General features: G+C 45.4%; 22 protein-coding genes. 15 read left to right on the top strand and 7 right to left on the bottom strand.

Annotated elements, in window-relative coordinates; all coding sequences use genetic code 11:
- The 4 genes from CAG69_RS08450 to CAG69_RS08435 all read left to right on the top strand — a co-directional run.
- The coding region (locus CAG69_RS08450) for a sulfite exporter TauE/SafE family protein (protein ID WP_161443695.1) at positions 1-671 on the top strand (671 nt) is incomplete at its 5' end.
- Between the two features lie 101 nt (positions 672-772).
- The gene (gene rarD, locus CAG69_RS08445; protein WP_161443693.1) at positions 773-1,678 is read left to right on the top strand and encodes an EamA family transporter RarD; all 906 of its coding nucleotides are present in this window, start codon (positions 773-775) and stop codon (positions 1,676-1,678) included.
- 207 nt (positions 1,679-1,885) lie between these two features.
- The gene (locus CAG69_RS08440; RefSeq protein ID WP_012842326.1) at positions 1,886-2,272 is read left to right on the top strand and encodes an MAPEG family protein; all 387 of its coding nucleotides are present in this window, start codon (positions 1,886-1,888) and stop codon (positions 2,270-2,272) included.
- Positions 2,266-2,799 (top strand): DNA mismatch repair protein, encoded by a 534-nt coding sequence (locus CAG69_RS08435; RefSeq protein ID WP_161443691.1) that lies wholly within the window; start codon positions 2,266-2,268, stop codon positions 2,797-2,799. The genes CAG69_RS08440 and CAG69_RS08435 overlap by 7 nt, the downstream gene beginning before the upstream one ends.
- A gap of 291 nt (positions 2,800-3,090) precedes the next feature.
- Here the strand turns inward: CAG69_RS08435 and CAG69_RS08430 are convergent, their stop codons facing one another.
- The gene (locus CAG69_RS08430; protein ID WP_161443689.1) at positions 3,091-4,455 is read right to left on the bottom strand and encodes an endonuclease/exonuclease/phosphatase family protein; all 1,365 of its coding nucleotides are present in this window, start codon (positions 4,453-4,455) and stop codon (positions 3,091-3,093) included.
- A 394-nt stretch (positions 4,456-4,849) separates the two neighbouring features.
- Between CAG69_RS08430 and CAG69_RS08425 the strand changes: the two genes are divergently transcribed.
- The gene (locus tag CAG69_RS08425; RefSeq protein WP_005395239.1) at positions 4,850-5,164 is read left to right on the top strand and encodes a DMT family transporter; all 315 of its coding nucleotides are present in this window, start codon (positions 4,850-4,852) and stop codon (positions 5,162-5,164) included.
- A gap of 82 nt (positions 5,165-5,246) precedes the next feature.
- Here the strand turns inward: CAG69_RS08425 and CAG69_RS08420 are convergent, their stop codons facing one another.
- Positions 5,247-6,152, bottom strand: coding sequence for a DMT family transporter (locus CAG69_RS08420; RefSeq protein WP_161443687.1), 906 nt, complete (start codon positions 6,150-6,152; stop codon positions 5,247-5,249).
- Between the two features lie 184 nt (positions 6,153-6,336).
- On the opposite strand from CAG69_RS08420, the gene CAG69_RS08415 reads away from it, so the two are divergent.
- The 3 genes from CAG69_RS08415 (at position 6,337) to CAG69_RS08405 (ending at position 9,021) form a co-directional block, all read left to right on the top strand.
- Positions 6,337-6,795: an NUDIX hydrolase gene (locus CAG69_RS08415; protein ID WP_161443685.1), complete on the top strand. Its 459-nt coding sequence runs from the start codon at positions 6,337-6,339 to the stop codon at positions 6,793-6,795.
- Between the two features lie 115 nt (positions 6,796-6,910).
- Positions 6,911-7,483 carry a GNAT family N-acetyltransferase gene (locus CAG69_RS08410; RefSeq protein ID WP_161443683.1) on the top strand — a complete coding sequence of 191 codons (573 nt, stop codon included), beginning with the start codon at positions 6,911-6,913 and terminating at the stop codon, positions 7,481-7,483.
- A 125-nt stretch (positions 7,484-7,608) separates the two neighbouring features.
- Positions 7,609-9,021: a coniferyl aldehyde dehydrogenase gene (locus CAG69_RS08405; protein ID WP_161443681.1), complete on the top strand. Its 1,413-nt coding sequence runs from the start codon at positions 7,609-7,611 to the stop codon at positions 9,019-9,021.
- 73 nt (positions 9,022-9,094) lie between these two features.
- On the opposite strand, the gene CAG69_RS08400 is transcribed toward CAG69_RS08405, so the two are convergent.
- Positions 9,095-10,498 carry an anion permease gene (locus tag CAG69_RS08400; protein WP_161443679.1) on the bottom strand — a complete coding sequence of 468 codons (1,404 nt, stop codon included), beginning with the start codon at positions 10,496-10,498 and terminating at the stop codon, positions 9,095-9,097.
- 273 nt (positions 10,499-10,771) lie between these two features.
- Between CAG69_RS08400 and CAG69_RS08395 the strand changes: the two genes are divergently transcribed.
- Together CAG69_RS08395 and CAG69_RS08390 are read left to right on the top strand one after the other, a co-directional pair.
- A complete protein-coding gene (locus tag CAG69_RS08395) occupies positions 10,772-12,346 on the top strand; it encodes an ATP-binding protein (protein ID WP_161443677.1) in 1,575 nt (524 codons plus the stop codon).
- Positions 12,343-13,020 (top strand): response regulator, encoded by a 678-nt coding sequence (locus tag CAG69_RS08390; RefSeq protein WP_161443675.1) that lies wholly within the window; start codon positions 12,343-12,345, stop codon positions 13,018-13,020. Before CAG69_RS08395 ends, CAG69_RS08390 begins: the two co-directional genes overlap by 4 nt.
- Positions 13,021-13,097: 77 nt before the next feature.
- Here the strand turns inward: CAG69_RS08390 and CAG69_RS08385 are convergent, their stop codons facing one another.
- Positions 13,098-13,577, bottom strand: a complete 480-nt coding sequence (locus CAG69_RS08385) for an aminoacyl-tRNA deacylase (protein WP_005376501.1) — start codon at positions 13,575-13,577, stop codon at positions 13,098-13,100.
- 145 nt (positions 13,578-13,722) lie between these two features.
- On the opposite strand from CAG69_RS08385, the gene CAG69_RS08380 reads away from it, so the two are divergent.
- The 4 genes from CAG69_RS08380 to CAG69_RS08365 all read left to right on the top strand — a co-directional run bounded on the left by CAG69_RS08380 (position 13,723) and on the right by CAG69_RS08365 (position 18,723).
- Positions 13,723-15,264, top strand: a complete 1,542-nt coding sequence (locus tag CAG69_RS08380) for a glutamate synthase-related protein (RefSeq protein ID WP_161443673.1) — start codon at positions 13,723-13,725, stop codon at positions 15,262-15,264.
- Positions 15,265-15,449: 185 nt separating this feature from the next.
- On the top strand, positions 15,450-17,621 hold the full coding sequence (gene katG / locus CAG69_RS08375; RefSeq protein ID WP_161443671.1) for a catalase/peroxidase HPI: 2,172 nt from the start codon (positions 15,450-15,452) through the stop codon (positions 17,619-17,621).
- 177 nt (positions 17,622-17,798) lie between these two features.
- Entirely contained in the window at positions 17,799-18,251 is a 453-nt protein-coding gene (gene parS / locus CAG69_RS08370) for a type II RES/Xre toxin-antitoxin system antitoxin (RefSeq protein WP_006742299.1), read from the top strand.
- Between the two features lies 1 nt (position 18,252).
- Positions 18,253-18,723: an RES family NAD+ phosphorylase gene (locus tag CAG69_RS08365; RefSeq protein ID WP_005376497.1), complete on the top strand. Its 471-nt coding sequence runs from the start codon at positions 18,253-18,255 to the stop codon at positions 18,721-18,723.
- 80 nt (positions 18,724-18,803) lie between these two features.
- On the opposite strand, the gene CAG69_RS08360 is transcribed toward CAG69_RS08365, so the two are convergent.
- On the bottom strand, positions 18,804-20,654 hold the full coding sequence (locus CAG69_RS08360) for an acyltransferase family protein (protein ID WP_161443669.1): 1,851 nt from the start codon (positions 20,652-20,654) through the stop codon (positions 18,804-18,806).
- Positions 20,655-20,895: 241 nt separating this feature from the next.
- On the opposite strand from CAG69_RS08360, the gene CAG69_RS08355 reads away from it, so the two are divergent.
- The gene (locus CAG69_RS08355) at positions 20,896-21,171 is read left to right on the top strand and encodes a nitrogenase-stabilizing/protective protein NifW (protein ID WP_005498697.1); all 276 of its coding nucleotides are present in this window, start codon (positions 20,896-20,898) and stop codon (positions 21,169-21,171) included.
- 119 nt (positions 21,172-21,290) lie between these two features.
- On the opposite strand, the gene CAG69_RS08350 is transcribed toward CAG69_RS08355, so the two are convergent.
- Both CAG69_RS08350 and gloA read right to left on the bottom strand, forming a co-directional pair.
- The gene (locus CAG69_RS08350) at positions 21,291-22,391 is read right to left on the bottom strand and encodes an alkene reductase (protein ID WP_161443667.1); all 1,101 of its coding nucleotides are present in this window, start codon (positions 22,389-22,391) and stop codon (positions 21,291-21,293) included.
- Positions 22,392-22,402: 11 nt separating this feature from the next.
- On the bottom strand, positions 22,403-22,789 hold the full coding sequence (gene gloA, locus CAG69_RS08345) for a lactoylglutathione lyase (protein WP_005395208.1): 387 nt from the start codon (positions 22,787-22,789) through the stop codon (positions 22,403-22,405).
- Between the last annotated feature and the right edge of the window lie 129 nt (positions 22,790-22,918).

Below are 22,918 nucleotides of genomic sequence, written 5' to 3'. Positions count from 1 at the left end.
CTTATGTACAAACCGCAATAGGCTTTGGCTTGGCAATTGTTGCCGCACCTTTACTGATTCTTTGGGCGCCGGAGTATGTGCCTGCACCAATCTGTTTAGTCGCGTTATTTATTTCGTTGATGAATGCGATGAAGCACCGCAGTAGTGTTGAAATCGGCGGTTTAAAAATGGCATTGATTGGGCGTGTGCCCGGATCGGTTGCTGGCGGCTTGCTACTGTTTTTTGTCTCGACTCAAGCTCTTACACTTTGGATTGGTTTTTTGGTGTTATTCGCGGTTGTGGTGAGTGTGTTACCGTTTCGGGTTGAACCTACACCAGCGCGTATGACATTAGCAGGATTCTTTTCTGGATTGTTTGGTACCAGTTCGGCGATTGGAGGCCCACCGATGGCGTTGTTGTTGCAACATCAAGAAGCGAATCAGTTACGTGGTAACCTATCGGCATTTTTTGTTTTCAGTTCCATCATTTCGCTCGTTGTTCAAATTCCCGCTGGTTTCTTCACATTACACCATTTGGTGATTACTATTCCGCTATTACCTGCGGCAGCACTTGGGTATTGGCTCGCGATGAAAACCACCCAATCGTTACCAAAAGAAAAAATTCGGTTTGGAGCACTTATGTTGTGTTTTGTGAGTGGGTTTACAGCAGTAGTACAAGCGTTGAATCAATAATGCCCTCAGCATCTTAAATTCACAGGGATATTGCGTTCCTTTTATCATGCATAGCGCGATTTGTTTGCGCTGACTTATTCGTTTAGATGAGCGATAGTTTTATGAATAACACTCGTTATGGCACTTTTATGGCAGCATTCTCCTTTGTAATTTGGGGGCTGCTACCCATTTATTATCGTTATTTACCGAATGCTTCAATGGATGAGTTGCTGGCATGGCGAATCATCGGCTCAGTTCCTGTCGGTTTTTTAATTGTGCTTGGTATAACCCGTCGAGGACCGAGTTGGAAAGAAATCTGGTGTGACAAAAAATCTTTGTGGTACACGTTTGTCGCGAGCAGTTTGATGTGTATTTCATGGAGTGCGTTCACTTGGGCCTTGACTCACCATCGAGTCATTGATGCAAGCTTAGGCTTTTTTATTGGACCGTTAGTGTCTGTGGCACTAGGCGTGTTTATTCTTGGAGATAAGCTTTCAAAAGGCAAACTCATCGCAATTGTGCTAGCAACAATTGGCGTGATGTATCAAGTGATTCATTATGGCCAGTTGCCTGTTATCGCACTAACGATGGGGTTGTTCTTTGCTTTGTATGGCTTGTACAAGAAGAAGATAACATACGACTGGAGTACCACCTTGTTTGTTGAGGCCCTGCTATTGACTCCAGTTGCCGTGGCGTATTTGTTTTACAAACAATGGACAGTGGTTGAGTTGGCTTCAGGCGTAGATATCACAACATTGCTTTTGTACTTTGGCAGCGCACCGATCACGCTTTTACCACTGATTTTTTATTCTATCGCGATACGTATAACAAACTTATCGACAGTTGGTTTAATGCAATATATTGAACCAAGCTTGCAATTTGTTTTGGCTGTGATGTTTTTCGGTGAACTGTTTGATGAAGTTAAAGCAGTGACTTTTGCCTTTATTTGGGTGGGGCTGTTATTTACAATCTTTGAAAGTATTGTCAAAGGGCATAAGCGTAAAAAGTTGGCCAATCATCCTTTATAGTGCACTATTCTTGAATATTCACGATTCCACTCTCACGCCCTCTATTCGAGGGCGTTTTTAGTTCCATAAAGTATTCTCTTGCTCGTTTTCTTATATTCGAGTCAAATCATAATTTGAGGTTAATTGACGCATTATCATTAGGATACCGCTATATTTATAGCCAAGTGACACGCTATATAATGAAAACCGGATCAAAAAGGACGGCATATGATCACAGCTCTATACGCTAGCATTCTTGCAATACTGATTATTTGGTTGGCCGTTCAAGTGATTAAGCAGCGTCGCTTAAATCAGGTTGCTTATGCTGACGGAGGAGTAGAGGCTCTCCAAATCGCTCGTAGTGCACAGAGTAACGCGACAGAATATATCCCCATTACTCTGATTCTAATGGCACTATTAGAATTCAATAGTGCTTACCCAACCTGGATACATCTCACAGGCATTATTTTCGTGATCGGTCGAATTATCCATGCTCGAGGTATATTGAAAGAGGACTTAAAAAGGCGTGTTAGGGGCATGCAGGTGACATTCCTAGTGATACTTTCGCTGGTTGTGTTGAATATGATTTATCTTCCGTACGATAAGTTATGGTAAGTCTTCGTAGCTATATCCCGCCGCCATGGGTACTCGTTCTGATTGGGTTAGTACTGAATATTGGCGCGATCGTTCTTACTAGCTTGGTCCTTGATAGGCTTGGCAAACAGTATTCGCAACTCGCAGAGCAAAAGGCGGAAAACTTGTATTCCATCCAACTCGCGTGGAATAGCGTTGAAACTCTAGAAAGAAAAAGAGAGGCGTTACTGCTTCACTTGCACATAGGTCAGAGCGCAGCGATACCTTCGGAGATAGAACAGATATTGGAAGGGCACTTATCCTCTTGGACTCATCACGAATTGGATGAAATACAAATAGATAAACTCCCTCAGCTAATGTCAAAGATAAACCAAGCACAAGCTTCGTATAGAGATCGCATTGATGACTATTACATTGAGAATGTAGAGCTCAATGAGGTAATGGCAAAGCAAGATGAAAAGATCGCTTGGTACAAGAATATTGGGCTCTTCTTGCAAGTATTCGGACTCGCATTAATCCTCGCACGTGATTTGGCTAGGAAGCCATAGAACAAAAGTTAATGGTAGGGTCTATTGCGAAATGCCAATTATAATTTGCAAATTGCAATTCATTGCGTGAGCAAACAGTGGCTATTGGTGAAGTTTTAATGAAAGTGGTTAAATAACAACCTGTTTTGTGCGCTACAAAGTTGGCACGTCTCATGCTTCAGTATGAATGACCCTTTCTAAGCCGAGGGTCACCTAGCCAACTGACGTTGTTAGTGAACCACTTTGTTCACAAATATATACAGCCAATCACGAATCCTTGTGGTTGGTTTTTTTTTATTTAAATGACATAGTTTAGAGCTGTGCTTTAATCCAGATCATGCGATGGTCGGAAGACACATCTTTGCCATCACCATACTTGCCGATACGCGCATCGTTAAATAGCTTACGACCTTCTTCATAAGAAGCTGACCAGTATACACCAGAGTCCACCACATTTAGGTTTGCAGAAGGCAAGGCATAATCTACACCTAAACCAAATGTTGAAGTTATACGGTTCGGGTATGGGTGAGTTGAGCTCTTTTCAACGGCGTGTTCAGCTGCGCCAAAGCTTGTTGGGTACAGGTTGCCGTTCATCACGTCTTGGTTAACCAGCGGATCACTATGCAGATCTTGCATGACAGAGCTAATACCATCGCCAGCAACTGGATCGAGGTTTTGGTCGCCCATCATGACGAATTTAGCACCGCTCGCCAAGCCACCTTGTTTACCTGCATCGTCGTAGAAAAATTCTTTTCCTTGGATGTAATGGTGCCAAAATTCCACTTCCGCTGCGTTTTGCGCTTGGTTTTTACCTGGATCGAAAACTGGTGGAGTAGGGTGCGACATCAGTAGATGCACAACTTCCTCGCCATTGCGAGTCGGAATGATAATTGGTGCATCTACGTGGTTTTTAGAAGATAGGCGTACTTGATCCCATTCTTCTGCAGAGTACCACTCATCACCACACTTCATGCCATCTGGAATCTTTTGTGAGCCGTCACAGATAGTAATGGTCGGAATCTTCGCACCTTCCATATCTTTCCATTTAAACGCTTGGAACGTGCGCGTATTTGCCGTATCAATTTTGTATTTAGACATTAGGGCAAAGGCATATTGACCGTGGTACATGCCAAAGCCCCATGCATCGCCCGGCATTTGACCTGCTGTTCCATTGTTGTCGAGGTCAAACTCGCTTAGCAAACCTGTGTTGGTAGAGTAAGACTCCGCGTAAGGATATTCGATAGGTTCAAGGTTCGCTTCACCGCCTGCACCATTGATGCTTTGCGCGACAGACAGGTAGTTCTTCTGGAAGCCTTCAAGGGCAGCTTTGTTTTCGCCTGTTCCGTCGTTGTTGTATTCCGCCATCATAAGAACGTCAGGGCGATTCTTCTGAATAATCGCAGCAACGTTTCGAATTTGAATGACTTTTTCCGCAGTGGTTTTGTCTTCAGCGGCGATAGAACCGTCTAAATAGGCAGTAACCAATACAGTTTGCTGCGCTGGTTCAATTTGCATTTCACTCACTAAAGCTTCAAAAGTTGCACGGTCAAAAGAGAGGTTGTAAGTCGCTATTTTTACTTCTTTAGGCTGAACATTGACGTATTCAGTGTCGTCATTACATCCAGATAATAGAGCGGCGCCAACCAGGAGAGCGATAGAGGTTTTGATTGTTTTCATGGGTACGTCACACCTTATAATTGATTCGGCTGAATATTAAAGTCATCAGTCATTGTTTTAAGCGATATCAATCACACAAACGTTTTCATATTTACATGTTCAATTAGTTTTTGTGTGATTTGTGCAATAAACGCAACACTTTCAACACCAAAAGGTTATATGCAAATTGTTAAAAAACGGTGTCGTTATTGATGCGAAATAGAGAGTCCGCCACCGTTAAAAAGAAAAGCGTAGAATTTAAGCGTGCATGAGATGTTTGAGTTGTATGCTTATCGCCGTGTTTTATTTTTTACGTTCAATTTTCTGTATATAATAGCGAGTCACAAAGAAGTGAGGACGACCTCACCGCTCTATCTTTTCTCGGGGACGACCCTATCTCGTTGGGAAATATGACATGGCTTGGGGAATTCTCTTCATTGCTGGCTTATGCGAAGTGGCATGGGCTGTCGGACTAAAATACTCACAAGGTTTTACCAAATTGGCGGCATCTGGCTTTACCGTTACGTTTATGGTGTTGAGCTTTTGGTTACTTGGAATTGCATTAAGGACGCTACCACTCGGTATCGCTTACGGCGTTTGGGTAGGTATAGGAGCGATTGGAACGGCAATCGTCAGTATCTACATATTTAACGAGCCCGCGACGCTGATAAAATTGCTGAGTTTACTGCTTATTGTTGCCGGTATCGCTGGATTAAAATTATCCGCTTAACGTCAGGTTAAACATAAAAAGAAAGCCAGGGTCGACTCTGGCTTTTTACGTTTTAGTGTTATCTCGCTTTGGGGCTGAAGGGTTAAGCGCTGCGCTTAACGAATGGCAATCGCAAATGGTGGCCAAATACGTTAATGAGTGCGCCCGCTACAATTAGTGCACCACCGATGTACGTCCAGATGAGCGGGATTTCGCCGAAGAAAATGATGCCTAACAACACAGAAAATACGATCTGAATATACGAGTAAGCAGACGCTTTGCCCGCTTGCTGAGTTTGCATTGCTTTGGTTAATCCCAATTGCCCAACTTGGGTGAATACACCAACCGAAACCAACATGAAAGTCAGATACAGGTCGGGCATAACAAAATCATTGCCAATCAGTAAGAGTGAAGCAGGCAGAGCAACCAGAGGGAAATAGAAAATGATCACTGAACTATCTTCAGTTTGGCTAAGTTTTCTAACAATGACATAAGCAATTGAGCTACCAAATGCGCCCAAGATTGCAATCATTACGCTAAACATAGGTAAAGTGCGCTCTGCTTCTTGTCCTGCTTCTGGACTTACCATTATATAGATGCCGAGTAAGCATAAGGCAATACAAAGGAACGTCGATGGTTGAATGCGTTCCTTCAAGAAAAAGACGGCTAGGAGCGCAGTAAATACTGGGTGAATGTATTGGAATATGGTCGCTTCTGCCAAAGGTAAGGTAGTCACCGAATAATATACGCACATCAATGCCATGGTGCCCACTGCGCCACGCGCAAACAGTAATGGCTTATTATTGCCCCATACAGAAATTCGTTTTCGCTTAACATCTAAATAGCTGATAACAAGTGAGACGAGTGCCCTCGCTGCAACAATCTCAAATACAGGGATACCATGAAGACTGACATGCTTTACTGTGGCAGACATTAGCGCGAAACCGAATGCGGAGAGCACCATAAAGCGCACACCAATGGGAACCAGAGTGTTGAATGAATTAGACATTTTACTGCTCATTTGTTGCGACAGATCGCACTTTAGCATACTCAGCTCACAAAATGATCCGTGATATTCAAACACATCTGCCGAGAGTGAGAATAAGCAGTAGACTATGGGTTCTCAAACAACCCTATATTTCATTCGCGCATGGAGCGCATCTAGGAAATATCTAGATATTTAAGGAGCATACATGATCCCAGTACAAGCAACGCATACTTCTGGCGTTGTCATTTCTAAAATTGATGGCGTCGATAAAATGCTGTTGCTCAAACGTGTTAAAGGTGGTTATTGGTGCCATGTTGCTGGTGGTGTAGAGGCCGGTGAAACCGGATGGCAAACTATTCTCAGAGAACTGAAAGAGGAGACGCAAATTGACGATGTTGAGTTACATACTGCAGACTTTCTAGAACAGTTCTACGAAGCAAAAAATAACCGCATCATGATTATTCCATGCTTCGTATTACTTTGCCCACCTAACCAATCGGTTGTACTTAATGAAGAGCACACTGAGTATTGTTGGTGTACGCTTGAAGAAGCAAAGCGACTAGCGCCGTTTGCAAATCAGCACCACCTTTACGAACATGTGTGGAGGCATTACGTGGATGTGGAGTCGTTGACGCCATTTACGTTGATTGAACAAACAGACTAGACGAGATAGCCATCCTTTTAAGCACGTTTGACATAACGAATATGGAAGTTTGTTCTCAGCGCAATGAGGCGGTAGGATTTGTGAGTAGTGTTTACTGAAAAAAGGGATAAAGTGGATGGATGAGGTCACGTGCCAAAAGGCGTATCAAGGAAATAGCATGCAGGCCAGTTTTTCTGTTTCAGAAAGGGTCTCAATTGAGCCTCTCACCACCAAACACGCGACCGTTTTACTGGAAGTGGTGAACACGTATCGAAACAGCCTCTCTGGCTATTTGCCTTGGACGGACTTTGTGACCAACCGCAGAGAAGCGGTGAACTACATCTCTCAGCGCGTGAACAGCAAAGCGTTAGATGCCCACTGGTGCGCTATTTATTTTGATGGGCAGTTTACGGGTGTTATTGGCATTAAAGGTGTGGATTCGCACACACGCGTCACTGAGATTGGCTATTGGCTTGCCAACAATGGGCGAGGACACCGAGTGATCGACCAAGTACTCGCGGTGTTGATTCCTTTTTTGAAGCAGAAAGGGCACGCGCAATTCATCCAATTCCACTGTATGGAAGATAACATTGCCAGCATCAATATTGCTGAGCGTGCTGGTGCTACATTAAAAGAATACATTGATCACGAGTTCGAGACGCTTGACCGCTCTCAACGGCTCGGCATTTATGAATTGCGTCTGACTTAGTTCCAAACCCACTGATATTTTAATCAGAGTTCGAACTCTAATTTCGCGAGCGCTACAATAGTAACATTGTTGTGCTCGTGTTAATTTGGAGCGTCATTGGTTGAAACTAGGTTAGGAGAAGCATCATGAACGCAATCGCAGAGGTTGAAGTGGACAACCTGTTACAACAAAGCCTTGATCGCTTAAAAGCGGCGTATGCCGCCGAACCTTATCCTAGTTTGGATGAGCGTAAGCAGCGCCTTGTCTTGCTAAAACAAGCTCTGATTGCGAATAAACAAGCATTGGTGGAAGCGCTGAGTGACGATTTTGGTTATCGTTCCGAATTTGATACCGCAATGACCGACGTTTTGCCGACGGTCTCGCACATCAATTACACCCTCAAACGGCTAAAAAAATGGTGCAAACCTAGTAAACGTGAATCAGGTCTGTTGCTTGCTCCGTCGAAAGTGACCGTTCAATATCAGCCACTCGGCGTTGTCGGGATCATTTCGCCGTGGAACTTTCCTGTCATTTTGAGCCTTGCGCCTTTAGTGACTGCTTTGGCCGCAGGCAATCGTGTGATGATGAAGCTCAGCGAATTTACGCCCAAAACCAATAAAGTCATCGTCAATATTTGTCGCGAGTTGTCTGAATATGTCGAAGTATTTGAAGGTGAAGCGGACGTTGCACGATCATTCAGCCAACTGCCATTCGATCATCTTTTGTTTACTGGCTCGACAAATGTTGGTCGCGCTGTGGCAAAAGCAGCGGCAGATAACCTGACTCCAGTGACGTTAGAACTGGGTGGAAAATCTCCGGTGATCATTGCAGAAGATGCAGACATGAAGAAAACCGTTGATGCGATTTTGTTTGGTAAATGCATCAATGCCGGTCAGATTTGTGTCGCGCCTGATTACGCGTTTGTACCACAAGAACGCGTCGAAGAGTTCATCACGCTGTTCTTAAAACGTTTTGAAAAACTCTATTTGAAATCCAACAAGAATCAAAAGCTGACCCATATTATCAATCAACGACAATATGATCGTTTGACTGCGCTGATTGAGGATGCCAAAGCTCAGGGCGCAAGCATCCATACTGTTGAAGCGTCACCTCAAGAGGAACGGCTTTTGTACCCTCATTTGGTTACAAACGTGTCAGCGGATATGCGAATCATGCAAGAGGAAATCTTTGGGCCACTTCTACCCATCAAGCCATACAAAAGCTTAGAAGAAGCGATTGACTACATTAATCATCACCAGCGACCACTTGCGCTGTATGTTATGTCGGACGACAAATCGACCATCAAACATATCGTGCGCAACACACACAGTGGCGGAGTCGGCATTAACGACACGGTATTACACGTCGGGGCTGAAGATGCGCCTTTCGGTGGCATTGGTCAATCGGGCATTGGTCATTATCACGGAGTGGAAGGATTCAGAACTTTTAGCCATGCGAAAACCATTCTTCACACACCGAAATGGTTGCCAAGAACGAGCGTATTAATGCGCCGTAGGGCTATGGCGATAAAAGCGATCCAAAAGATCTTTGTTCGATAATAATTATGATTTGATTGATAAAAAACCGCCCAAACGGGCGGTTTTTTGGTTTCTATGCGTTCTAAATTGCGGATTACCAAAGACCGAGAAGTTTCCACCACGCACCGCCAACAAAAACAAAGATTGGAATGACGATGAGTGAGAAGATAAACCCGATTTTCCACCAGTTTTGCAGAGTGTGGAAACCTGCACCAAACAAGATTGGCGCTGGGCCAGACGAGTAATGCGTGGTCGACATATACAAGTTGCTGAAAATACCAAGAACAATCGCAGCAAGCATTGGAGGCGCGCCAGCAGAGATCGCAATAGCCAAGAACGCGGAGTACATCGCACTGATGTGTGCCATTGCACTCGCCATCAAATAGTGGCTGTAGTAGTAAACCAAAAGAAGCACGACGATGGTTGTCACCCAGCCAAAGCCGGAGAGTGACTCGGCCATAGACTCGCTGAACCAGCTGATGAATCCGAGTTTGTTAAGTTGTGCAGCCATCATTACCAATACAGCGAACCAAGTTATGGTGTGCCAAGCTTCTTTTTCGCCAAGAACGGCGTCCCATGTGATGGTGTGAGTGAGAAGCAAGAAAACTAACCCAAGTAAAGCCGTAACCGTTGCATGAATGCCTAATGTTGGGCCCAATACCCAAAGTGAAACCATACCGATAAAGGTGATAAAAACCATCAGTTCGTCACGCGTCATTTTGCCCATTTCAGCCAGCTTTTGACGCGCAATTTCACGCATTTCTGGCGTCTTCTTTAGCTCTGGTGGAAACACCATGTACATCACGAGTGGGATGAGGAACAAACACAACAAACCAGGGACGATCGCCGCGGTTGCCCAGCCAGCCCATGTGATTTCAACGCCTTGTTCTTTTGCGAAGTTAGCGGCGAGTGGGTTACCTGCCATAGAGGTCAGGAACATCGCACAAGTAATCGCGTTACATTGGAAGATACATTGCACCAAAAATGCGCCGATTCGGTTCTCAGTACCTTTTTCTGGGTCGGAATCATAAGCACTCGCAACCGAGCGAAATAGCGGAGAAATAATACCGCCACAACGCGCGGTGGTACTTGGGGTTGCAGGTGCAAACAGCAAATCAGTCAACACTAAGCCGTAAGCAAGGCCTAATGAGTTGTGACCAAGTTTAGAGATAAACCAGTATCCGACTCGTCGACCAAAGCCGGTGGTAATAAAACCGCGAGAGATAAAGAACGCAGCTGCAATCATCCAAATCGTTGGGTGCGCGAAGCCAGTCAGTGCGGTTTTGATTGGTAGTACGCCAAGCAGTGTCGCGAGCGTCAAACCCATCAACGCCATCGCGCCAAGAGGAAGTGGGGCGAGGATCAAGCTTAGTACGGTGGTGACGAATATCGCCATCATTTGCCAAGCTTGATCGGTGAGTCCTTCTGGGGTTGGGATAAACCATAAGATGCAGCCTATCGCGACCAGTAGGAGCATTTTCATTTGGGAACTATTCATACATCCATCTCCAAGTTATTTTTCTTCATCATAGGGTTTGGAAATGGCAAAAAACTGAGAAAAATCAATTTCATCAACGACGTACTTGAGCTCTTTATCAATTTGCATGTCACGACAAAATCTGTTTGAAAAATAATTGAGAATAAACGCATTAAATTAATAAAAGTCATAAAAATCACTACTGAGATCCGCGTCAAAATTCATGGTGAGAGCCCCTAAGTCGAATAAGGAATTGCGGTAAACTTAGGGCAAGTCATCTCTTGGAATCCTGTCGTGCCGTTTGCTTCTTTTTCTTTTACTAAACAACTGGCTGTATTGCTCAGTGGTGTAATGCTATTGGGCATGTTGAGTTGGTGGAGTTACAGTGCTCATCAGTTGGACGACATCCTCACTCATCAAATCAGCCTACGTGCTCAAGTTCAGTCGCAGCAGCTCTCGCAATTGTCCAGCCTTATTGCCGCTGTTGGGTCTGGTAGCGCAAGCAAAACGTCAGAAATCATCAATGCGGTTCAGGCGGTGAGTGATGCGGACTTTATCACCGTGAGTGATCGCGCAGGAATTCGGCTGGCACATCCTGTCGCTGAACGCGTTGGTCTGCCTGTATTGGGAGGTGACATTGAAAGAGCGCTGGAAAACGGCGAGTCCTACCTTTCTTATGGCGTGGGATCTTTAGGGCCATCGGTTCGTTACATATCTCCCATTTTTTCCAGTGAAGGCGATGTGATTGGTATGATCAAAGTTGGCTATTTGATTGATACTTTGGATCTCTGGACAAGCGAACGGTTGTTGCCTTTGATATCGTTCGGAATCATTGCCGTCGCTATTTGTATTTGGTTGTCTTGGAAGTTTTCTCGCTATGTTCGAACTCAAATGCAAGAGTTAGAACCTTGGCAGCTTAAACAGGCATTAAAAACGCATCAAGGCGTGTTGCAAGCGACGTATGAAGGATTGGTCGCGATAAACTCCGAGGGAAGTTTGTATCTTATTAATGATTCCGCTCGCGCTATGCTCAACTATCATCAAGAGCTTGGCAACGTATTTACCGATGGGATAGATAACCCAGAAAGTTTTTCGCTGAAAGGTGACGATTACATTAATGGATTGATTCGCGTGAATGGCAAAAACTTGGTGATGAACCGAGTTACGCTTCGTACGTCGACAGGTGAACCTTATGGCGCAGTGTTTAGCTTGCGTGACCAAAATGAGATGCACGTACTCTCGGAGAAAATCAGTCAGGTGACGCAGTACATGGAGAACATGCGCGTTGCGCGTCACGAGTATCAAAATAAGCTTTCGACTATCTCGGGCCTCTTACAAATGGGGGCTTACGATAAAGCGCTTTCAGTTTGTTTGTCGCAAGCGAAAGCCAGTCAATCACAACTGGACTCGCTACATGCGCTGAATAGCAGGCCGGCCTTGTCAGCCTTGATTTTGGCAAAGGCGAGCAAAGCCAACGAACTGGGTGTGGCACTGAGCATTGACTGCCAAAGTGATTTGAGCGCACTGTCTCGCCGTTTGTCAGAAGAACAATTGTGTGGGTTGATTGGCAATTTAGCTCAAAACGCTTTGGAAGCGGTGAAAGGACAAGAGAACGGTCATGTACACATCGGTATTTCAGAATCGGCCTGTGAGTACACCATTCAGGTTTCGAACAATGGCCCGCTGATCGAGAGTGAATTTGATGCGTTGTGCGAATTGGGCTTTACCACTAAGCAAAACAAAGCCGATCATGGAGTAGGCATGTACCTTGTACGTTCCATCGTTGAGCAAGGCAATGGGCATATGGAGTTGGACAGTGACGAGCAAGAAACCGCGTTTACGATCTATTTTCCCAAGGAGTTAGGATGATAAAAGTAGTCATAGTGGAAGATGATCCCAACATTGCAGAGCTTCATCACCATTTCATCGAGCAAGTGGAACAATATCAAGTCGTCGGTATTGCCGGCAGTATTCACATTGCCCAGCAGCTAGTGACGCATACTAAGCCGGATTTGGTCATCGTCGACAACTACTTGCCAGACGGGCAAGGTGTCGAGCTGGTTTATCAATGGTTAGAGAGCGACCTGAGACCAGAATGCATTTTGGTCACGGCGGCCAATGACGCATCTACGGTTCAAAAAGCTCATCGTTTCGGCGCATTTGATTACCTCGTAAAGCCCGTTGATTACTCAAGACTAACCGAAAGCTTGCTCCGTTTCGCAAAGGTCAAAAACCATATGCGTAGCCAAGAGAGTTTTCGACAGTCGCAGCTTGATGATTTGTTCCATCTTGGAAAAGGCACGCCAACGGATTTGGCTGGCTTAGATCCTTTTATGTTCCGTCAGGTAGTGGACCTGTTTACGCACGTGCATGTTGAGCACACCGCATTGAGTGTGTCGGAAAGCTTAACCATCAGTAAGAGCACGGCTCGTCGTTATTTGGATAAAGCCGTTGAACAAGGTGAGTTGGTGGCCTTTTTAGAACACGGGAAAGTAGGGCGACCGACTCGGGTTTATCGCAATAAGTTAGTCTCAGAAAGCTAAGTATTTGAGATAAAGCACAAAGAAAGGCTCTTGTTGAAAGAGCCTTGTTCAGGAAATGTCGAGAGATCTTGGCAAGTTTAATGCAGAACTTCACTGCTGAATCTTAGATATCTACAGTCGTTCATCAGTTCTTTAAACGCCTTTCGGTCCAGCTTAATCAGAGTTTCATGATCGCCAGCTTCAAGGTAGACATGTTCCAAGTTTGCTAATCTTTCATCACAAACGGTCGACATGTGGTAAGGGCTACCAATTGGTGGAATAGCGCCGTGTTCACAATCGGTGAAGAGTCGGTAAACCATACGCTCTTTCACCAAGTGGAAGGTGGCATTAAATTCGTCGTTTAATCTCGACAAACTGATTTTGTTGTTGGCAGGTAAGACCGCCATCATATGACGCCCTTCATGATCCTCTAGAATCACACCTTTTGCGATATTCATTAAAGGCACACCTGCTGCAACACCACTTTGTAGCGAGCTATGACTGTGGCTGTGATTCACGGTTTGAAAGTGAATGTTATGCTCAGTCAAATATTCATCTAATCGGGTTGCAATCGTCATATAGCCTCCACGTGTATGAGACCCATAAAAAGTATAGGTTAGTCGGGCGACAATCGCGTATTTTACTCGGCTACACTGACGCTCTTTACGCTCCTGTTCTACGCTTATTGCAAGCCAGCGAGAAAGCATATAAATAGGGGGCAACATGAGCAAGCCAATCATCGCTGATAACAAGCCGATCAAAGTAGAGTTGAAAGCTGGGCAAGAATACTACTTCTGCCGATGTGGGCGTTCTAAAAATCAACCTTACTGCGATGGGTCTCATTCGGGAACCGGCTTAAAGCCAATGAGCTTTAGTGCGGAAAAAGACGAAGATGCCTATCTCTGCCAATGTAAGCATACCGCCAATGCTCCTTTTTGTGATGGTACACATAAGCGTTTTTCTAATGAGCAAGTAGGCAAAGAAGGCCCTGAGCAAAAGCGAGAGAAAAGTGACAAACCGACCGCGTCCGCTACTCAAGAAGAACCAACCCTAGAGTTTATCCACCAATTAGCGAGAGAAGGGCTCTCTAAACTCGGTCATCATGGTCCGATGGCAGCAATGGGGGTTCCTAGGCATTTGCTACCACATTGGGATGCTATACAAATCATGGTGGCGCAAATGGCGACACAACCGTTGTTAGAAGACGTTCCCGTGTCTACCGAGTTGATTGTGGGGCCAAATGCGCGTAAGCCGCTCAAACTTGCTATCCCTTTATTGGTATCGGACATGAGTTTTGGCGCACTTTCGGAAGAGGCGAAAATTGCGCTAGCAAAAGGTGCTGAGTTGGCAGGGACTGGGATTTGCTCCGGTGAAGGGGGGATGTTACCTGAAGAACAAGCTGCAAATTCGCGGTATTTCTATGAGCTTGCCAGTGCTCAGTTTGGCTACGATGAATCTAAGCTTCTTAATGTTCAGGCTTTTCATTTTAAAGGTGGGCAGGGCGCCAAAACAGGCACGGGTGGTCATCTTCCAGCAAATAAAAATGTGGGTAAGATCTCTCAGGTGAGAGGTATCCCCGAAGGCCAACCAGCAATCTCACCGCCAACATTTAAAGACCTTCATACTACTCACGATTTCAGAAAGTTTGCTGACAGAGTCCGTGGCATCACTGGCGGCATTCCAATTGGCTTTAAACTCAGTGCCAACCATATTGAGCAGGACATACAATTTGCGCTCGATGCGGGTGCCGATTACATCATTCTCGATGGCCGTGGTGGTGGTACGGGCGCGGCACCAACCATGTTCCGTGATCACATTAGCGTACCGACCATTCCTGCGTTAGCCCGCGCACGTAAATACTTAGATGAAAAAGGCGCAAGTGACCGCGTCACATTAATCATCACTGGTGGGTTGCGAGTTCCTATGGATTTTGTCAAAGCGTTGGCACTTGGGGCAGACGGAGTGGCGATAGCAAGCAGTGCGATGCAATCGATCGGTTGCGTCGCGGCCCGGATTTGTAACACCAATAATTGCCCTGCGGGAATCGCAACGCAAAATGCCGATTTGAGGCAGCGTCTCGATATCGAAAAGTCATCTCAGCAACTGAAAAATTTCTTCGAATCCTCGGTCGAGCTCATGCAAGTTATGGCAAGGGCATGTGGTCACCACGCTCTGAATGAATTTAGTCGCCATGATTTAGCTACATGGGATCACAACATGGCGAGGCTGTCTGGGATCAAGTATTCAGGTATGGACTTAAACTGATCTCTATCCATATTTTCTGCATATAGGTACATGTTTGATAACCATTATTTATTAGCCAAGATATGGAAATTTTGACTTGGCGTTAACTAAAAATTCAGTGTATGGACTACGCTGTTTTAGGTGGATATTCGATTTATTGAATAACAAAGAGTGGTTACCACAACCACGATACGAAGGAGCATTATATGAGCAAAGCAAACGGCGGTTCGGTAGGTAAATGTCCAGTTATGCATGGTGGGCAAACATCTACAGATAAGTCGGTGATGGATTGGTGGCCGAATGCCTTGAACTTAGACATCCTGCATCAACACGACTCCAAAACCAACCCATTTGGTCAGGACTTTAATTACAAAGAAGAACTGAAAAAGCTAGATGTCGAAGCACTTAAAAAAGATTTAAAAGATTTAATGACTGATAGCCAAGACTGGTGGCCTGCCGACTGGGGACACTACGGTGGTTTAATGATCCGAATGGCATGGCATGCAGCGGGCAGTTATCGTATTGCGGATGGCCGTGGCGGTGCTGCTACAGGTAACCAACGCTTTGCTCCTCTCAACTCTTGGCCAGATAACGCCAACCTCGATAAGGCTCGACGCCTTTTATGGCCAATCAAGAAAAAATATGGCAACAAACTAAGTTGGGCAGACCTGATTGTCCTTGCCGGTAACATGGCGTACGAATCCATGGGTTTTAAGACCTTTGGCTTTGCGTTTGGACGAGAGGACATTTGGCACCCAGAAAAAGACACTTACTGGGGCTCTGAGCAAGAATGGTTAGCCACAAGTGACGCTGATAACAGCCGCTACTCTGGTGAGCGAGATTTAGAAAACCCGCTTGCTGCGGTAATGATGGGTCTTATCTATGTGAACCCTGAAGGGGTAGACGGTAACCCAGATCCTCTCAAAACAGCACATGACATGCGAGTGACCTTTGCGCGAATGGCAATGAACGATGAAGAAACCGTCGCGCTCACAGCTGGTGGTCACACGGTGGGTAAGTGTCATGGTAATGGTGATGCCGCAAACCTTGGCCCAGAGCCCGAAGCAGCAGACGTTCATGAGCAAGGTCTTGGCTGGATTAACCACAAAACACGTGGTATTGGCCGTGACACGGTAACGAGTGGCATTGAAGGTGCTTGGACAACACACCCTACACAATGGGACTACGGATACTTCCACCTACTATTTAAGTATGACTGGGAACTGAAAAAGAGCCCAGCAGGTGCATGGCAATGGGAGCCAATCGACATTGAAGAAGAAGACAAGCCTGTCGATGTTGAAGACGGTTCTAAGCGCTACAATCCAATCATGACCGACGCCGATATGGCGCTTAAAATGGACCCTGAATATCGTAAGATTGCAGAAAAGTTCCAAAATGACCCAGCGTACTTTGATGACGTCTTTGCTCGTGCCTGGTTTAAGTTGACACACCGCGATCTAGGACCAAAATCATGTTATTTCGGCCCTGATGTGCCAAGCGAAGCTCTTATTTGGCAAGACCCAACGCCCGCAGGTAAGACAGACTACGATGTTGATTTAGTGAAAACAAAAATCGAAGCAAGTGGCCTATCCATTAGTGAGTTAGTAAGTACGGCGTGGGATAGTGCGCGTACTTACCGTGGCTCTGACCGCCGAGGCGGTGCAAATGGCGCGAGAATTCGTTTGGCTCCGCAAAAAGATTGGCAAGGAAACGAGCCAGAGCGTCTAAATCGTGTTCTTGCTGTGCTAGAAAAAATAGCAGCAGAAGAGGGCTGTAGTGTTGCAGATGCTATCGTGCTTGCTGGTAACGTAGGTATTGAACTGGCTGCGCGTGCCGCAGGTCATGATGTTTCCGTACCATTCGCGCCAGGCCGAGGTGATGCCACCCAAGAGATGACGGATGTTGAATCATTCGAAGTTCTTGAGCCTGTTGCTGACGGTTTCCGAAATTGGTTGAAGAAAGACTACGCGGTTAAGCCAGAAGAGCTTTTATTAGATCGTGCTCAGCTTATGGGGCTAACGGCGCCAGAAATGACGGTACTTATCGGTGGTATGCGCGTTTTAGGCAGTAACTACGGTGGTGGAAAAGAGGGCGTATTTACTGACCGAGTCGGCACTTTGTCGAATGATTTCTTCGTGAACCTTACTGACATGGCATATACGTGGAAACCAGTGAGTGCTAATCAATATGAAATCCGTGATCGTAAAACCGACGCTGTGAAGTGGACGGCAACCCGTGTGGATCTTGTCTTTGGCTCAAACTCGATTCTACGTTCGTACGCGGAAGTGTATGCGCAAGATGATAATCAGGAAAAATTCATCCACGACTTCATCGCTGCATGGACGAAAGTCATGAACGCCGACCGTTTTGACTTGTAGTAAGTGAAACGATGCAAATCGGTAGATGCGTAAACAAAGTTGATGAATAAGTAAGAGAGGCGGGCGCAAAGCTCGCCTTTTTCTTTACCTGTCTTTTTACTTTGATTGTTACTTTGATTGAAAACTAAGCTCATTTGAGCCATAATAACTAGACCATATGAACCATAGGAGCCTGATATGGCAACTGCAGCATTAAAAAGCTTTAAGCCGAAACAATCTCATAAAGCCAATTTCTGGCTTATGTTAGGTATTGAAGATGCTGAAACGGGTCGTATTGATGCGGTTCACAAAGGCTTTGAGCCCAAGGTATACCGGAACATTGTTGATCGAGTAAAGCTTTCTCAAAGTGAATTCCAACATGTGACACTGATTCCTGTTAGTACAATTAAGCGTCGTCTTAAAAATGATGAGCGTTTTAATACTCAAGAGAGTGATGCAATCTATCGATTAGCGATGTTATTGAAACTCGCAACAGAGTTGTTTGACGACGAAGAGCGCGCGTTAAAATGGATGAGAGAAAATGTGTACGGCTTAGGTGGAAAACGTCCACTTGATATGGTGTCGACCACGGTGGATTTTGAAATCGTAAAAGATTTGATCGGCCGTTTAGAGCACGGGGTGTTCTCGTAATATGAAGCTCTATCGTCTCACACAAAAGAAATTTGCTGACACGCCATTCAGCCCCGTTGGCGCAAAGTTGTTTGGAGGGCGATGGAACTCAAAAGGAACCGAAGCCCTCTACTTCTCTGAATCGGAATCCCTTTGCTCGTTGGAAGTGTTTGTTCACGTAAATAACGATCCAGCTATCACCAAACTGTACGATTTATATCGTATTGAAATGCCAGAATACCTCATCGCCACCTTAGATGAAGAAGATCTTCCAGTGACGTGGCGAGCAATACCGGCGAGCGAGTCTACACAGTACATTGGTGACCAGTTTCTCAATGATCCTCATCCTGAGTTTGCCGCGCTGCAAGTGCCTTCAACGATTTCACCTCGTGATAAAAACTACGTGGTGAACCCAAATCATCCCAAAATGAAAGAGATCATCAAGAAAGCCGAAAAGCTCGATTTCGCGTTTGACCCACGCATTTTCAAATAAACGCGCTGGCTTTCTCTCGCTTTAAAATATTCAGCGCTTACCTGAGATAAGCGCTGAAGCATAAAAGTTTATTCTCTTGGTTATTGTCGGTCGTAAGTGAACTGTTGCGCTTCATTCGTACTGTTGTGGTAATGCCCAAGCACTAACTCAGCACCTTTGTAAGATAAATGGCTGTCATCGGTATACATGGCGTTGTTCGCACCAACTTTCATTCGACATACGCCATTTCTGCAAATGGCATCGGTCAAGTCGACAAACTCAACGTGCTCAAATTGCTCAAAGTAGTTCACTAACTTCGCCACGTTTTTTGGATGATGTCGCTTGGGAGAAAAGTCGCAGGCAGACTCTTCTGTCTCGCCAAACAAACGCGCTTTCCAAAGGCATTCTCCTACCGCAAAAGGTGCAGAAGGCGTTGGGCCGAAAACGACCACTTCTTTCCCTTCCAGTTCATTCAACAATCCAGTTAATGATGCCTCATAATCGGCTTGTGAAAGCTCTTTATTGAAGTTGGAAGAGATAACGACGCGACGAATAGAAGGGGTACGCAAAATGGTATCGACTGCCTGTTTGAAGAACTGTCGGCAAGAAATTGATCCAGCATCTTTGATGATGTCGACATAACCGACTGCACAGGAATCTTGAGTAAGTTGCACCACGCCAGTTGGTGTTACTTCGGACAGACGCTTCACGTAAACCATGCTGTGACTATTGCCTAACACAGCGATGGTGGGCTGCGGCACAGACGAGCACACATCGTTAACGTCAGTGTTGCCGTTGCAATTTAAACCGTAACCGTTATTAACGCGCATGGCTTCGAAAAATGCGCTTCTTTCTGGAAAACCACCGTTTTGATGACCGATAACGCCGAACGTTAGCAAGGGCAACGTCAACAACACAATAACCGCGGACACAGTGCGCATGCTCATGGCTTTTCGGCTACGGAACGGCTTTTCAATAAAGCGCCAAGTGAAGTAAGAAAGTACAAACAGAGTGACAACGTAAAGTGGGATATTGACGTCTTGTGTTGCGTCCAACACGTAGCGGTAAAAGACAAATAATGGAATGTGCCACAAGTATAAGCTGTAGCTGATTAAGCCGACGAACACGACCCATTTGAGGCTCAGCAATTTACCGCAGACATTGTCTTTAGAGGCAAACAAAATCACCAACGCGCTACCGATGACCGGCACCAGCAAAGTGATACCCGCGCCATCTTGCGATTTTTCAAACAAAAGCGCGGAAGCCAATATCAAAACGATGCCAATGGTTGCCAGCGTATCGTTGGATTGAACTTGAACTTTTCTCATTACTAATGCGAGTAATGAACCGGTTGCCAGCTCCCAAGCACGAGAGAAGATCATGTAGAAGGCGAAATCAGGATCGTTGCTCGCATAGACAATAGTTATCAAACTCAGCGCAAATACCGCGACAAAAAAAGTCAGGAAAAACGCGTTTTTGCCACGAGCGAGAAGCATGAGTAGCAAAGGAATGACAATGTAGTATTGTTCTTCAACGCCCAAGCTCCAAGTGTGAAACAGCGGATTGGCTTGATCTTCTAAACCGAAGTAATTGTGGCCTTTTAAATACAGAAGAATGTTGGATGAAGAAAGAATAGAAGACACTGCGAACTGACCAACGTCTTTGTGTGCTTGTGGCAAAAATAGCCACCAAGACATCAAATAGCTTACGGCAATCACCACCAGTAGCAGGGGAAGTATGCGGCGAATGCGTCGCTCATAAAAATCACCGAGGTTGAACTTCTGGTTTTCCAAATCGTTAATCACGATGGTGGTGATCAAATAGCCACTGATAACAAAAAATACGTCGACGCCAATAAAGCCACCAGCGAACTGCTCAACTCCTGCATGAAACAAAATTACCAACGTGACAGCAATCGCCCTTAATCCGTCTACTTCCGCTCTGTAAGTCATATCGTGTCCCTCCAACATTCCGTTTAACGAAGTAGAGCAAAATATGAACCAGAAATAATGTTGCTTTAAATCAGCACCTTAAATTGATTGTCAAAATGAAAAGGCTGGGGGAAATAACGAATTCCTAAATTGAATTTCAATATGGAAATCCCAGAAAGAGTGATGTTAAGAAGCGCTAAATCAAAGAACGTAAAGCGCGAGTCTCTTAGACTTCATTGAAAATGATAACGCTAAAGAAACAATGACAGAGAATACGATTCAGGAAAAAATTGCCAGCTTTACTTGTATCGAAGAAGCGTTGGATTACTTCGAAATCGAGTTTGATAGCCGATTTATCGAAAACAACCGAACCGAGTTGGTTAAGAGATTTAATGGCTACTTAATCCTCACTAAACCGGATGATTGGTTTTCAGGCCGCCGCGCACTGAAAAATGCCTACTGTAAAGTACAACGCAGTTTGCTAAGTAAAACGACGCGCTCTGCGTGCCGAGGTTGTACATCTTGTCAAAGACGTTAATTCTTGGTGGCTTGCCTAAAAAAGAACCCTGTATCTTGGCGTCACAGGGGGAAGAGCAAGGTTCTTTTGGGTTAGCTGTTGGTTTGTCGCGAGTTGCGAATCAGCTTTACGCAGATGAATTAACCCGCGTGATACGCAGGGTAGTCCACTAAGCCTTTTTCATTGCCGCCGAACAATGTCGTAGGGTCATGTTCTGCCAGCGGATAGCCATGCTTGATGCGGCTTGGTAAGTCTGGGTTTGCAACAAACGGACGACCAAAACCGATCATGCCGGCTAAACCACTTTCAATGGCGTGTTGCGCCTTTTCTGCGTTGTAACGACCGGCATAGATCAGTGTGCCTTTATACGCCTCACGAACTGCGGTTTTAAAGTCGTGCGGAGTGTCTGGCGCGTCGTCCCAATCCACTTCTGCAATGTGAATGTAAACCACATTGAGTTTATCAAGCAGCGCAGCAGCAGCGGTGTAGGTGTCGACTGGTGTGCTATCAACGGTGCCGTTTAACGAAGTGAATGGTGCAAGGCGAACACCAACACGCTCTGCGCCAATGGCTTGCGTCATCGCTTCGACCACTTCACCAAGAAAACGCAGACGGTTTTCAATTGAGCCGCCGTATTCATCGGTGCGGTTGTTCGCTTCAGAATCGATAAACTGGTTAACCAAGTAGCCATTTGCTGCGTGAAGTTCGACACCATCAAACCCAGCTTCTATCGCGTTTAATGCGGCTTGTCGGTATTCTTCAATAACATTCTTGATGTCTTGTTTGGTCATTTCACGTGGCTCAACCACGTCGACAAAGCCAGGTTCGTCTGTGCCATTGTCGATAAATACTTTCACGTTTTCTGCTTTAAGCGCAGAAGAAGAAATAGGTTGCTCGCCGCCGATGTTGTCAGGATGAGTCACACGACCAACGTGCCATAATTGCGCGAAGATAACGCCGCCTTTCTCGTGCACTGCATCAGTTACTTTTTTCCAGCCAGCAATTTGTTCTGGGCTATAAATACCCGGTGTCCACGCGTAGCCTTGACCCATTGGTGAAATTTGCGTGCCTTCAGCAACGATTAATCCCGCTTCGGCGCGTTGAGCGTAGTAGGTGGCCATCATGTCGTTGGCAACATTACCCGGTTGAGAGGCTCGAGAGCGCGTCATCGGAGGCATGACGATGCGGTTTTTTAATGAGAGAGAGCCAAGTTGAATCGGTTGAAATAATGCGTCTGTCATAGGAAACCTCGTTATTGTTTAGTTTGAATCAGTTCGATTGGGTAGCCGTCGGGATCTTTAATGAAGGCGATGTGCGTTTCTCCTCCTTTCATTGGACCGGGTTCGCGAGTGACGTTGCCGCCAAGCGCTTTGATTTTTTCGCAAGCTGCGTAAATGTCTTCACACCCAAGCGCTATGTGACCGAATGCGTTACCTAAGTCGTAACTGCCAGTATCCCAGTTGTAAGTTAGCTCGATGGTCGCGCCATCTGGTTGATCAGGGCTACCAACAAACACCAGTGAGTAACGGTATTCTTGGTTTTCAAAACGATCCAAAACGCTCATACCCAGAACTTTTGTATAAAATTCGATAGATTTGTCTAGGTCAACAACACGGATCATCGTGTGGAGAAACTTCATAAGTCGCCTTTCATAACGTTGCGTAATCACGGTGCAAACCTTATCGCTACTCTAAATTAACTGGAAATTATCGTTAATTATGAAAATGATTATTTAACGTTATGGGCAATGAGGTTGTTGGCCCTACAA

It is taken from the genome of Vibrio sp. V43_P6S15P86 (assembly GCF_009904725.1).
Lineage (GTDB): Bacteria > Pseudomonadota > Gammaproteobacteria > Enterobacterales > Vibrionaceae > Vibrio > Vibrio diabolicus.
The sequence above is the reverse complement of the archived record's forward strand: the minus strand, read 5'-3'. Positions and strand labels throughout refer to the sequence as shown.